The organism is Actimicrobium sp. CCC2.4, from assembly GCF_034347385.1.
Taxonomy (GTDB): domain Bacteria; phylum Pseudomonadota; class Gammaproteobacteria; order Burkholderiales; family Burkholderiaceae_D; genus Actimicrobium.
Genome location: NZ_CP133777.1, coordinates 3,298,854 through 3,311,705 on the forward strand (window position 1 = coordinate 3,298,854; position 12,852 = coordinate 3,311,705).

Here is a 12,852-nt window from a genome sequence, read left to right on the forward strand (position 1 = left end):
ATTATCGAATAATCTACTACTATTTGATGGTGTCAGAGAAATCAGCACGCAAAAAAAAGCCCTTGTTTCCAAGGGCTTTTTCTTTTCAATCTGGCGGAGACGGTGAGATTCGAACTCACGATACAGGTATAAGCCGTATGCATCCTTAGCAGGGATGTGCCTTCGGCCACTCGGCCACGTCTCCACGCTTTAACAAGTCGCATGACTCATTTCAGCAAGCCTCGAATCATAGCTATTCGAGCCTGCTTGGTCAATCAAACATTTCAGGCGCTTTCGAGTTCGAAGGCCTTGTGGAGCGCACGTACGGCAAGCTCCATGTATTTTTCATCGATCAGTACCGAGATCTTGATTTCAGACGTCGAGATCATCAGGATATTGATGCCCTCTTCCGACAAGGTCCGGAACATTTGGGAGGCAATACCAACATGACTGCGCATGCCGACGCCAACTACCGATACTTTCGAAACTTTGGCATCGCCAGCGATACTACCGGCACCGATATGTTCCTTGACGCTGCCGTTGAGCACTTCCATCGAACGCTGGTATTCGCCGCGCGCCACGGTGAACGTGAAGTCGGTCTTGCCGGCGACCGACTGGTTCTGGATGATCATGTCGACTTCGATGTTCGCATCGGCAACAGGACCTAGGATCTGGTAGGCAATACCCGGACGATCCGGGACACCCAGCACGGTGATCTTGGCTTCGTCGCGGTTGAAGGCGATACCGGTGATGGCGGCGTGTTCCATATTTGTGTCTTCCTCAAACGAAATCAGGGTGCCGGAGCGGGCTTCGATCTCCAGCGGCAGCATCGGGTCAGTCATCGACGACAGTACCCGGGTTGGCATCTTGTAATTACCGGCAAATTCGACCGATCGGATCTGTAATACCTTCGATCCTAGCGAGGCCATTTCCAGCATCTCTTCGAAAGTTACGGTCTTGAGCCGGCGCGCGTCAGTAACAACGCGCGGATCGGTCGTATAAACCCCATCGACATCCGTAAAAATCAAGCACTCTTCCGCTTTCATGGCCACCGCCACCGCGACCGCCGACGTGTCCGAACCACCGCGACCCAAGGTGGCGATATTGCCGTCGGCATCGACGCCCTGAAAGCCGGTGATGATCACGATACGACCGGCATCAAGATCATTGCGTACCTTGGCATCATCGATCGACTGGATGCGGGCCTTGGTGAAGGCCGAGTCGGTCTTGATCGCGACTTGCCAGCCGGCATACGAGACAGCGTCCTTGCCGATGGCCTTCAAGGCCATCGCCAGCAACGCTACCGATACCTGCTCGCCAGTCGACGCGAGCATATCCATTTCGCGCGGATCAGGTTGCGCCATCAGCTCTTTGGCCATGCCCAGCAAACGATTGGTTTCGCCGGACATTGCCGACGGAACCACGACGATCTGGTAACCCGCGTCATGCCATTTGGCAACTCGTAAGGCTACATTCTTGATGCGCTCGGTCGAGCCCATCGATGTGCCACCGTATTTATGAACGATCAAAGCCATAGGAATAGTAGAAAAAACTGCTTGCGTTAAAAAAACAAACCAAAAAACGAGTCGCCGACTGTACCCGCTACGAGGTGAAATGACAAGCCTTGCAGCGGCATCAATCTGCTGCGAAGACCCAGCGCAAGGCAATACGCGGCCCGTCAGCGCTACTGAAATGGTGGCAGTCCATGCCGACGCCGGCTGCGAACAGCAGCTTTTTTCCGACCCGTACGACCGGCAATCGCTCGCGCTCCCAGGCCGGAACATTGCCCGCCTGATAGTGATATTTCAGGGCACGGGTCGAGCGGTTCGGTGCCGGCTTGAGTCGCTCGCCGCCGCTGCGCAAACTGATCGCCAGGGCCTGCCCGGTCAACCAGTCCGACGCGACGCCCTGCTCTGCAGCATCGAACATCAGCGAACCATTTAGAGCAGGAAAATCCAGCTGCGCCTCGCCGCTCCAGCGAAAGCCGATCACCGGCAATTCCTCGGGATCGAACTCGATCCGGTGCGGGGTGATGAAGACGTGATCACGATGACGCCGGATATGACAATCGGCGTGCGTGACGCACAGTTGCGCGTCAGGCTTGGCCTCGAACAACTGGGTGCGCATCTCATGCAACCACGATGTCGACGGCATGCGCACACCGCGCGAACCGAACCAGTAACGCAGCAGATTGTCTGCCCGATCGGGACTGAGCAGGCGCAGGCAGCTGATGTCGAGCGCCTCTCCGGCAGCGCACAACGCGAGATCCTGCGTGGCCAACTCAATAAGCAGCCGTTGCGCTGATTGCGCATGGTTGGCGGTCCGCGCCAGCCGATGCTGAAAACCCGGAAAAAATCTTGCCAGCGCCGGCATCACTTCGTGACGCAGGGCATTGCGGGCGTAGCGCGTGTCGAGATTGGAAGCGTCATCGACATGCGTGATGCCTTCTTTGGCGACGAGCGCAGCGAGCTGCATCCGCGACAACGACAGCAGCGGACGCGCCATGACCAGCTCCGCATCGCCGAGCAGATCAGGCGCACAGTTGGCAGTATCCATGCCCGACAAGCCAGCAACGCCGGAACCGCGCAGCAACTGCAGCAAGACGGTTTCGGCCTGGTCATCCTGATGATGGGCTGTGAGCAATAACGGCAAATCGTGATCGCGACACATCTTGCCCAGCGCGGCGTAGCGACTGCTACGGGCGGCGGCCTCGATGCCACTGGCACCTGCATCGGCAAGTTGCACGCGCTGTGCGGCAAACGTCACGTCGAGACGCGCGCACTCGCTGGCGCAATGCTGGAGCCAGTCATCGGCGTCAGCACTGAGACCATGATGGACGTGGAAGGCGAAGAGACGGATGCCGTTTTTTTTGCATGCCGGTGCGCCAGATACAGCAGCGCCGATGAGTCAAGGCCGCCGCTGTACGCGATCGCCAGTGCCCCACCGGCCGCCGGTACAGAGACGGCTATGCGCTCCCGGATTACGGCGAGGGCACGGTCAAAGACATCATCGATGCCAGGTGTTTGCTGATTTTTCAAGACGAATTACACCCTCATTCCGGCGCAGCGATTTCCTTGAACTTGCCATAGCTCATCAACTTGTCATGGCGCGCCGCGATCAGGTCCTTGGTTTTGATCCCGGTGAACTGGCGCAATGTATCGGCCAGTGCGCGCTTGAGCATCGACGCCATCAGCTTCGGATCACGATGTGCACCGCCCAGAGGTTCGTTGACAATCTTGTCGATCAAGTTGATGGCTTTGAGGCGATGTGCGGTCAGCCCAAGTGCTTCGGCAGCATCGGACGCCCGCTCGGCCGTCTTCCATAAAATCGACGCACAGCCTTCGGGCGAAATCACCGAATACGTCGCATATTGCAACATCAGCACCGCATCGCCAACGGCAATTGCCAGCGCGCCGCCGGAGCCGCCTTCGCCAATGATGGTAGCAATCAGTGGCACTTTCAGCTCGGCCATCGCGTACAGGTTGTGGCCGATCGCTTCGGATTGGCCACGCTCTTCTGCATCGATACCGGGAAACGCACCTGGCGTGTCAACGAAGGTAAAGATCGGCAGGCCAAATTTCTCGGCGACTTTCATCAGACGCAGCGCCTTGCGATAACCCTCGGGCTTCGGCATTCCGAAGTTACGCAGCGCGCGCTCCTTGGTGTCACGGCCCTTCTGATGACCAATCACCATGCAGGCCTGCCCATTGAAACGGGCCAGACCACCCACAATCGACAGGTCATCGGCGTAGCTGCGATCGCCATGCAGTTCATGGAAGTCGGTGAAGATTTCATTAACGTAGTCCATCGTGTACGGTCGCTGCGGATGGCGGGCGATCTGTGACACTTGCCATGGCGTCAGCTTGGCGTAGATATCCTTGGTCAGTTGCTGGCTCTTCTTGGCCAGACGGTCGATTTCTTCTGAAATATCGACAGCAGAATCATCCTGCACGAAACGCAGTTCGTCGATCTTCGAATCCAGTTCGGCGATCGGTGTTTCAAATGACAGGAAAGTTGTTTTTGTCATCGTGCTCCCCTTTTATTACGGCATGCAGAAAATTGGAAAATCCAGCGAAGCATTAGTAGACGACCGGCACCGGTTCGAGGCTGCGCCACAAGTACCAGGTAGCGACCGTGCGCCACGGCTCCCAGTTGGCTGACACCTCACGAGCGTCGCTGCGCGACACGGGTTCTCCGGAAAAATAATTCAGGCTGATACCGTTGAGCAAGCCAACGTCATCCAGCGGCAGGATATTGGGGCGCAGCAGGTTAAAGATCAAGAACATTTCGGCCGTCCAGCGACCGATGCCGCGGATCTGGATCAGTTCGGCGATAACTGCCTCGTCGTCCATTTCAGCCCATTTGTCGGCGTGGACACGCTTGGCCTTGAAGTGTTCGGCGAGATCGAGAATATAGTCAGCCTTGCGCTTGGACAAGCCGCACCCGGCCAAGTCCGCAGCGCCGGCTTTGACCACCTGAGCCGGCGTCGACTTCGGACACACCAGCAGGAAGCGCTGCCATGCTGCTTCGGCCGACTTGACCGAAATCTGCTGGCCGATGATAGAGCGCGCCAGTGTGACGAACGGCTCGCCGCGTCCGGTCAGATGCACGTCGCCGAATTGCGGAATCAATCTACGCATGATGCGGTCACGCTTCATCAGCTCGATCTTGGCGTCTTCCCAATAGCTTGGCGCGCCAAGCTGGCCGACCATTTCCATCAAATTTGCCATGCCGCTTAAGCCCTTCGCCATTCGGTAATGTTGCCCGGTTTATCTTCCAGCAGGATACCGGCAGCCAGCAGTTCATCGCGCAAACGATCCGCCGTTGCGTAGTCCCGGGCAATCTTGGCAGCAATACGCGCGGCAATTTTTTCTGCGATCAGCGCGTTGTCTTCGTCACTGGCGCCAGTACCGTGGGCACCCTGGAGGAATTCCATCGGGCTGCGTTCGAGCAAACCCAGCACTGCAGCCAGGGCGCGCAATTGCGCAGCCAGCGCAGGGTCGCGACTGCGATTAATGTCAGTGGCCAGATCGAACAGAACAGCCAGCGCCAGCGGCGTATTGAAGTCATCATCCATCGCTTCGGCAAAACGCTGCGGATAAGGCGATGCCCAATCCAGCGCATCCGGCGACGGCGCAACATCCTTAAGCGCGGTGTACAAGCGGGTCAGTGCCACACGGGCATCATCAAGATGCGTATCGGAGTAGTTCAACGGACTGCGGTAGTGTGCGCGCAGGATAAAGAAGCGCAAGACTTCAGCATCGTATTTGGCCAGCACGTCACGGATCAGGAAGAAGTTATCCAGCGACTTCGACATTTTTTCATTGTCGATACGCACATGACCGTTATGCAACCAATAATTGGCAAATGGTTTTTCGTTCGCGCCCTCGGATTGGGCGATTTCGTTTTCGTGGTGAGGAAATTGCAGGTCGGTACCACCGCCATGAATGTCGAATTGCTCGCCTAACAAGGCGCACGCCATTGCCGAGCATTCGATATGCCAACCGGGACGGCCGCGGCCCCACGGTGAGGCCCATTTGGCATCGTCGGGCTCGCTATCCTTGGCCGCTTTCCAGAGTACGAAATCAAGCGGATCGCGCTTACCCGTATTGACATCCACCCGCTCGCCGGCGCGCAGATCGTCTAGCGACTTGCCGGATAATTTCCCGTAGCCGGGGAAATCGCGAACCGAATAATTGACGTCGCCATCGTCACCCTGGTAGGCCAGACCTTTTTCCTGCAAACGCGTAATCATATTCAGCATCTGCGGCACGTAGTGGGTAGCGCGTGGTGCATGCGTGGGCGGCAGAATCCCGAGCGCGCCGGTGTCATCGGCCATCGCGTCGATGAAACGATCAGTCAGCGACGAAATCGATTCGTTATTTTGGACCGCACGACGGATGATTTTGTCGTCGATATCGGTGATATTGCGCACATAGGTCACGCTATAGCCGGACACCTGCAACCAGCGGTAGACCACATCGAACGCCATCATCATGCGGCCGTGGCCGATGTGGCAGTAGTCGTAGATGGTCATGCCGCAGACATACATCCGCGCCTCGCCAGGCACCATCGGCGTAAACAACTGCTTTTCACGCGCGAGCGTGTTGTAGATTTTCAGGGAAGTCATAGGGAATTTCAGGGTTCGGAAGCACAGGTTGCATGGCGAACGTCGGTTCAACAATCGAGCCGATAACGTTGCTCGAGATGAATAAACAACGCGCTCACCAAAACCCTTTTAGTTGGCTAATTTTGATAGTATGTTGCTTTCCGCCGAAGTATATCACCTAAAAAAACCATGCCACTCACGCCCCGACAGTACTTTCCGCCGCGCCTGACCTCATGCTTCGGCAAAATCCTAGCCGCCTCAGCACTTTCTGCAGCACTCTTCGCCCCCCCTGCTTTTGCCGACAACATGGCCGATATCAGCACCCTCATCCGGGCTGGACAGTTCGGCGAGGCGCTCACCAAAGTGGACGCCGCGTTGATACAAACACCGCGAGACAAACAGTTGCGCTTCATGAAGGGTGTGATCCTGACGGAGCAAAACAAACCCGGCGAAGCCATTGTCATATTTACCAAACTAACTGAAGATTTCCCGGAACTGCCGGAGCCGTATAACAACCTTGCCGTCCTGTTTGCTGCCGGCGGGCAATACGACAAGGCACGTGCCTCGCTGGAAATGGCGATTCGCACCAATCCGACCTACTCTACCGCCCACGAAAACCTGGGGGATGTCTATGCCAAGCTGGCCAGCCAGGCCTACGACAAGGCATTGCAACTCGATTCCGCCAACACCACGGCAAAGACCAAACTGACCATGGTCCGCACGCTGGTAGGCAACAACACCGGCGGCACGAATCCGAAAACCGGCGTCGCAGTTGCCGCTCCGGTGCCAACTGCCACAGTTGTGACGAAACCGGCACCTGCACCCGTTGTTGTTGCCAAACTCGAGCCCAAGCCCGAACCCAAAATAGACGCCAAGCCGGAGCCGAAGCCAGCGCCGAAAGTGGAAGTCGCCAAGGTTGAAGTAGCGAAAGTCGAGCCAAAGCCAAAACCTGAACCCAAACCAGTCGCCAAGGCACCCGTTGTCAGTGCTGACCAGGAAGAAATTACCAACGTGATCACTAGCTGGGCCAAGGCTTGGGCAGCCGAGGATGTCCAGGCATACCTTGGCTATTACGCCAGTGATTTCGAGCCGGCCAATGGGCTGTCGCGCAAAGCCTGGGTCCAGCAACGCCAGGATCGCATCAAAGGCAATGACAACATCACCATCAAGATCGAGACCCCGAAAGTGACTGTCAACGGATCGACGGCAACCGCAAAGTTCCAGCAGGCCTACACCTCGAAGCAGGTCCGTTCGAATGCGCCAAAAACGATGGTCATGACAAAGCAAGGCGGCAAATGGCTGATCAAGCAGGAGCGCACAGGTAGCTGATGGTTGGTTCGATGAACTACGTGAATGTACTGAAGAATCTGCTTAGCCGTTCCCTGATCCCCGCGCTGATGGCGACACTGTGTCTGGCAGCCGTGCCGGTTGCACAGGCAGCAGCGCGCGTGCCAGACCTGCTGCAACCGGCGGGCAAGCCCGACCCCGATTCGCAGCTGATTGCCATCTATAAAGACCTGAGTGCCAATAACTTGCGCCAGGCTCAGCTCAGGGCCGATGCGCTGGTCACCGCCTATCCCAATTTCCTGTTGGCGCAGCTGGTACGTGGCGATTTGCTGATGATGCACACGCGCCCGGTTACCGGTCTGGGGACACTCTCCAAAGGCGATCACGACAAGCTCAATGACTTGCGTGAAGAAGCGATGGTGCGGCTGAACTCGCTGCGCGAGCGCCCCGATCCGGAACTGGTGCCCCGAGCGTTACTGAAGCTGCGCGACGACCAGCGCTTTGCCTTTGTCGTCGACACCAAACGCTCCCGGCTTTACGTGTATCAAAACACGCGGGGCCAACTCAAGCTGCTATCCGATTACTACATCACGCAAGGCAAGCTGGGCAGCAACAAGCTCACGGAAGGCGACCAGAAAACGCCGCTCGGGGTTTATTACATTACCGGCCGATTGGGCCGCAACCGCCTGCCCGATTTCTACGGTGCCGGCGCGCTCCCGATCAATTACCCAAACGAGTGGGACCGCATGAAAGGCCGCAGTGGCTCCGGCATCTGGTTGCATGGCACGCCATCAACTAGCTACAGCCGGCCACCGCTGGCGTCGGACGGTTGCGTGGTGCTGACCAACCCCGACCTCGAAAAGCTGTTTCGCTCGGTCGAACCGGGCAAGACGCCTGTCGTCATCAGCGAACAGGTAGAATTCGTCAGCAGAAAAGCGCTCACGGTAGAACGCGACAGTGCCGATGGCTTGCTGGACGAATGGCGGCGCGATCTCGAAAGCCTGAACACCACACGATTCATGAATAATTATTCGGCGCAATTCAAGTCAGCGCTAGGTGAAGATTTAGCCGTTTGGTCGGGCAAGCATTTGCAAGCAATGGCAGGCATCAAGGACATGACCATCAAGCTGCAGGATGTGACGATGTTCGCGTATCCGGGCCACAAGGATCTGATTGTCAGCACCTTTACGCAAGCGTCCACGTCGGGCAAGCGGCATACCTCGCAACGTAAGCGCCAGTACTGGGCCAAGGAAGGCCGTCACTGGAAAATCGTCTATGAAGGCATACTTTAAGGGAGTCCCGATGCACAATACACGCAGGCAATTGACCGGCCTGATCGCCGCACTGGTGCTAAGTACCGGCACATTGATAGCCCACGCTGCCGAAGCACCGCGGGTCATACTCAAAACCAGCATGGGCGACATCGTGCTCGAGCTCAATGCCGAGAAAGCGCCGGTGTCAGTCGATAACTTCCTGAAATACGTCAAGAACGGCCACTACAAGGGCACGATTTTTCATCGTGTCATTGATGGCTTCATGATTCAGGGTGGTGGCTTCGACAAGAGCATGAATCAGAAGCAGACCAGCGCGCCGATCAAGAACGAAGGCAGCAATGGCTTGAAAAACGAAGCCTACACGGTAGCAATGGCACGCACCGGTGACCCGGATTCGGCGACTGCGCAATTTTTTATCAATGTAAGCAACAATGGCATGCTCGATTACCCGGGCCGTGACGGTTACGGCTATGCGGTCTTCGGCAAGGTCGTTGCAGGCCAGGACGTGGTCGACAAGATCCGTCGCGTGCCGACCAAAGATGCGGCGATGTACCAGAACGTGCCGCAAACACCCATCGTGATCGAAAGTGCGACGCTTGCCAAATAAGCGCACTGATCTCCACCCACCCATTCAGACCACAAAGAGGTAATCCATGGCAGTCATCATCACCACCAACCACGGCGACATCAAGCTGGAACTCGATGCAGAGAAAGCACCGAAGACCGTCGAGAATTTCCTCGCCTACGTCAACGCAGGCCATTACTCGAACACAATTTTCCATCGCGTCATCGATGGCTTCATGATCCAGGGCGGCGGTTTCGAGCCAGGCATGAAACAGAAATCGACCAATGCACCGGTCGAGAACGAAGCCAAGAATGGCTTGAAAAATGTCGAGTACAGCGTCGCGATGGCACGTACCTCAGACCCGCATTCCGCATCAGCGCAGTTCTTCATCAACATCAAGAACAATAGCTTCCTCGACTATCCAGGCCAGGACGGCTGGGGTTATTGCGTCTTCGGCAAAGTCGTTGAAGGTGCCGATGTCGTCGACAAGATCAAGGCCGTCAAGACCAGCCGCTCAGGCATGTCTGCCGACGTCCCTGTTGAAGACGTCGTGATCGAAAAAGTCACCGTGGTCTGATGCGCCATTGCAAAGCGTGACCACCACTGACACAGTGAACAAGGCGCAACCGGAAACGGTTGCGCTTTTTGTTTCCGACATCCATTTGCAAGAGACAATGCCAGCGACGGTGACGGCATTCATCGACTTCCTGCAGCGCCACGCGTCACAAGCCCGCCGGCTCTATCTGCTGGGTGATCTGTTCGAATATTGGGCGGGGGATGATGACATCGCCTCGCCGCTGCACCAACGCATTGTCACCGAACTGCGGGCTCTCAGCGATGGTGGCACCGCGCTGTTCTGGATGGCGGGCAACCGCGATTTCCTGGTCGGTCCCGGATTTGCCAGCGCCACCGGCATGACCTTGCTGCCTGACGGTACCGTCATCAACGTCGCCGGAAAATCGATCGTGCTGGCACACGGTGATGCCCAGTGCACGGACGACATCGATTACATCGCATTTCGTCATCAAGTCCGGCAACCGCAGTGGCAACAGGACTTCCTGGCGATGCCGCTGGCGCGCCGCAAGGCCATCATTACCGGCATGCGTACTCAAAGCCGTGATGCACAGAGCACCAAAAGTGCCGAGATCATGGATGTCAATCCGGCAGCCATTGACGCGCTCTTTGAGGCGACAAGTACGACGCTGATGATTCACGGTCACACGCACCGTCCTGCCGCGCATCTGGATGCGCAAGGACGGACAAGACACGTGCTGCCTGACTGGGATGTGGATGCCGAACCAGCGCGCGGTGGCTGGATGGGTATTGATACAACAGGTGAACTGAGCCGTTACGACACCGCCGGCAACACTATCCGGCGTTAATCGAACTGCTGCTTGAACAGCGCAAACTGCGCCGACAAGTCATCGAACCCGGCACGCAACTGAAGCACCTCGGCTTCCAGTTGTGCAAGCCGGTCGACGCCGCTATCTGCCCTGACCTTGCCCGAAAAAGTACCGGCAATTTCCTGCTGCTCGACGAAAGACTCGCCGGCCAGCAACTGGGCAAAACGTCCGCGTGCCAGCCTCGCCACCAGCGGTGGATATTTATCGATCAGAAATTGCAGGCACACCTCGACCTGTTCGATAGACCCGAACGCATGTAGGCGTTCACAGCGCGCGCGCAGTTCGCCAGCGGTCTGAAATCCGCGCAGCATCAGCACCGTCAGCACCGCCAGCTTGTCCGGTTCCAGCGTCCACTTGATCCGCATCCGGTGCTCGAACTTGGCGACGCGCGCCCCGGCCTGACTGACTTCGGCCACCAGTTTGCGCTGCATCAGTCGCTGCAACACGTCATGAACGCCCGCATCAGTCAGCGTCATCACCGGATCACGGCTAGACAATTGATTACAGCCGTTCGTCAGCGCATTGAGCGAGAGCGGATAAGCGTCCGGCGTCGTTGCTTCCTTTTCGGCCAGCACCGCCAGCACGCGGATTTCGAGCTGGTCGAGGATGTCCGGATTGTCTTCGGTAGTCATCAGGTGATGCCTTATTCGACCATGCGGTTGAGCGATGCGGGATCGAACTTATCGAGCTCGGGCATGGTTTCGCAGCCGATGCCGGCACATTTGAGCGCGGCGAGAATCTTGCTGATCTGGTGCTCCTGGGTGGCGGCGTTATCGATCAGGCCATGCAACGCCTTGGAAAGCGGATCGTCACCGTTGGGCGAGACGCCGTAAGCGGCAAACATGCGCGCCGCGGCGTCTTCCTGTGGACTGCGCGCCTGCTTGAGGATGATGCGCGCCGGATTGCCGACCGCAGTCGCGCCGGCCGGCACTTCCTTGACCACGACCGCATTTGATCCGACCTTGGCACCCGCCCCGACCGTGAAGCCGCCCAGCACTTGCGCTCCGGCCCCGACAATGACGCCCGCCTCCAGTGTCGGATGCCGCTTGGCACCCTTGTTGAGGGACGTGCCGCCCAACGTCACGCCTTGATAGATGGTGCAATCGTCACCCACGTCGGCCGTCTCGCCGATGACGACGCCGAAGCCATGATCGATGAATACCCGCCGGCCTATCGATGCGCCGGGATGGATTTCAATGCCAGTGAGTATGCGTGCCAGATAGGCAATGAAGCGACCAAACCACTTGAGTCCATGCCACCAGCACCAACCGGCAGCACGATGCAACATGATCGCGTGCAGACCCGGATAACAAGTCAGCACCTCCCACGCATTGCGCGCGGCAGGGTCACGATCGATGATGCTGGCGATGTCTTCACGGAGGCGGTTGAACATGGATGGCTTGTGCTGTTGAAAAGGACGCCTATGGTAACCGCTCAAGCAGCTTCGGGTAGTCGTGGCCGAACCGCACCAGTGAGCACACCCGTACAGGAATGGCTACCCTTTGACCAGACGCTGGCGACGCGCTTCGAACAGGCACACGCCCGAGGCGACCGACACGTTCAGGCTCTCGACCGCACCGAACATCGGGATGTGCACGAGGAAGTCGCACGTCTCGGTGGTCAGGCGACGCATGCCCTCGCCTTCCGAGCCCATGATCAGCGCAGTCGGTCCGGTGAAGTCACCCTGATACAGCGTTTGCTCGGCGTCTTCAGTAGTACCGATGAGCCAGATGCCGCGGTCTTTCAGGTCACGCAAGGTGCGCGCCAGATTGGTCACGGTGATGTAGGGCACGCTTTCGGCGGCGCCACTGGCGACCTTGGCGGCCGTCGCATTGAGGCCAACTGCGCGGTCCTTCGGCGCAATCACGGCATGCGCACCGGCACCGTCGGCCACGCGCAGGCAGGCACCGAGGTTATGCGGATCAGTGATGCCATCGAGGACCAGCAACAGCGGCGGTCCATCGATTGCATCGAGCAATTCATCGAGGTTGCGGGCCAGCGAGACTTCACCGGCCTTGGCCACCACACCCTGATGGCGGCGTGTACCAACCATGTTCGACAGGCGCTGGTCGTCGGCCTGAATGACGCGTACCTTGACAGCCGCGGCGGCTTTGAGCATGTCTTTCATGCGCTGGTCGTGGCGCGCCGTATCGACATAGATTTCTTCGACGGTCGAGGCTTCGTGGCGCAAGCGCGCGGTCACGGCATGGAAGCCGAATATCATTTTGCTCATAG

14 protein-coding genes and 1 tRNA gene are annotated in these 12,852 nt (G+C 57.8%); 5 read left to right on the top strand and 10 right to left on the bottom strand.

Going from position 1 to position 12,852, the window contains the following annotated elements; all coding sequences use genetic code 11:
* Positions 1 to 91: 91 nt before the first annotated feature.
* The 7 genes from RHM62_RS15170 to cysS form a co-directional block, all read right to left on the bottom strand.
* Positions 92 to 184, bottom strand: a tRNA-Ser gene (locus RHM62_RS15170).
* 79 nt (positions 185 to 263) lie between these two features.
* Entirely contained in the window at positions 264 to 1,514 is a 1,251-nt protein-coding gene (locus tag RHM62_RS15175; protein WP_322122905.1) for an aspartate kinase, read from the bottom strand.
* Between the two features lie 100 nt (positions 1,515 to 1,614).
* On the bottom strand, positions 1,615 to 2,838 hold the full coding sequence (gene tilS / locus RHM62_RS15180; RefSeq protein ID WP_416172334.1) for a tRNA lysidine(34) synthetase TilS: 1,224 nt from the start codon (positions 2,836 to 2,838) through the stop codon (positions 1,615 to 1,617).
* A complete protein-coding gene (locus RHM62_RS19095; protein ID WP_416172267.1) occupies positions 2,742 to 3,017 on the bottom strand; it encodes a hypothetical protein in 276 nt (91 codons plus the stop codon). Before RHM62_RS19095 ends, tilS begins: the two co-directional genes overlap by 97 nt.
* Before the next feature lie 14 nt (positions 3,018 to 3,031).
* Positions 3,032 to 4,006 carry an acetyl-CoA carboxylase carboxyltransferase subunit alpha gene (locus RHM62_RS15185; RefSeq protein ID WP_322122906.1) on the bottom strand — a complete coding sequence of 325 codons (975 nt, stop codon included), beginning with the start codon at positions 4,004 to 4,006 and terminating at the stop codon, positions 3,032 to 3,034.
* Between the two features lie 52 nt (positions 4,007 to 4,058).
* Positions 4,059 to 4,709 carry a DNA-3-methyladenine glycosylase gene (locus RHM62_RS15190; protein WP_322122907.1) on the bottom strand — a complete coding sequence of 217 codons (651 nt, stop codon included), beginning with the start codon at positions 4,707 to 4,709 and terminating at the stop codon, positions 4,059 to 4,061.
* Positions 4,710 to 4,714: 5 nt separating this feature from the next.
* Positions 4,715 to 6,109 (bottom strand): cysteine--tRNA ligase, encoded by a 1,395-nt coding sequence (gene cysS / locus RHM62_RS15195; RefSeq protein WP_322122908.1) that lies wholly within the window; start codon positions 6,107 to 6,109, stop codon positions 4,715 to 4,717.
* Positions 6,110 to 6,394: 285 nt separating this feature from the next.
* On the opposite strand from cysS, the gene RHM62_RS15200 reads away from it, so the two are divergent.
* The 5 genes from RHM62_RS15200 to RHM62_RS15220 are packed head-to-tail and all read left to right on the top strand — an operon-like array spanning position 6,395 to position 10,596.
* Positions 6,395 to 7,417 carry a tetratricopeptide repeat protein gene (locus RHM62_RS15200; protein WP_322122909.1) on the top strand — a complete coding sequence of 341 codons (1,023 nt, stop codon included), beginning with the start codon at positions 6,395 to 6,397 and terminating at the stop codon, positions 7,415 to 7,417.
* Between the two features lie 11 nt (positions 7,418 to 7,428).
* Positions 7,429 to 8,667 (top strand): L,D-transpeptidase family protein, encoded by a 1,239-nt coding sequence (locus tag RHM62_RS15205; protein WP_322122910.1) that lies wholly within the window; start codon positions 7,429 to 7,431, stop codon positions 8,665 to 8,667.
* Between the two features lie 10 nt (positions 8,668 to 8,677).
* Positions 8,678 to 9,256, top strand: a complete 579-nt coding sequence (locus tag RHM62_RS15210) for a peptidylprolyl isomerase (protein WP_322122911.1) — start codon at positions 8,678 to 8,680, stop codon at positions 9,254 to 9,256.
* Positions 9,257 to 9,302: 46 nt separating this feature from the next.
* A complete protein-coding gene (locus RHM62_RS15215; protein ID WP_009666103.1) occupies positions 9,303 to 9,791 on the top strand; it encodes a peptidylprolyl isomerase in 489 nt (162 codons plus the stop codon).
* A gap of 16 nt (positions 9,792 to 9,807) precedes the next feature.
* The gene (locus RHM62_RS15220; protein WP_322122912.1) at positions 9,808 to 10,596 is read left to right on the top strand and encodes a UDP-2,3-diacylglucosamine diphosphatase; all 789 of its coding nucleotides are present in this window, start codon (positions 9,808 to 9,810) and stop codon (positions 10,594 to 10,596) included.
* On the opposite strand, the gene RHM62_RS15225 is transcribed toward RHM62_RS15220, so the two are convergent.
* The 3 genes from RHM62_RS15225 to rlmB are packed head-to-tail and all read right to left on the bottom strand — an operon-like array spanning position 10,593 to position 12,841.
* Positions 10,593 to 11,249 carry a YceH family protein gene (locus RHM62_RS15225; RefSeq protein WP_322122913.1) on the bottom strand — a complete coding sequence of 219 codons (657 nt, stop codon included), beginning with the start codon at positions 11,247 to 11,249 and terminating at the stop codon, positions 10,593 to 10,595. The two genes, RHM62_RS15220 and RHM62_RS15225, sit on opposite strands and share 4 nt — an antisense overlap.
* Positions 11,250 to 11,260: 11 nt before the next feature.
* Positions 11,261 to 12,055 carry a serine O-acetyltransferase gene (gene cysE / locus RHM62_RS15230; RefSeq protein ID WP_322122914.1) on the bottom strand — a complete coding sequence of 265 codons (795 nt, stop codon included), beginning with the start codon at positions 12,053 to 12,055 and terminating at the stop codon, positions 11,261 to 11,263.
* Between the two features lie 57 nt (positions 12,056 to 12,112).
* Positions 12,113 to 12,841 carry a 23S rRNA (guanosine(2251)-2'-O)-methyltransferase RlmB gene (gene rlmB, locus RHM62_RS15235; RefSeq protein ID WP_009667889.1) on the bottom strand — a complete coding sequence of 243 codons (729 nt, stop codon included), beginning with the start codon at positions 12,839 to 12,841 and terminating at the stop codon, positions 12,113 to 12,115.
* Positions 12,842 to 12,852 lie beyond the last annotated feature (11 nt).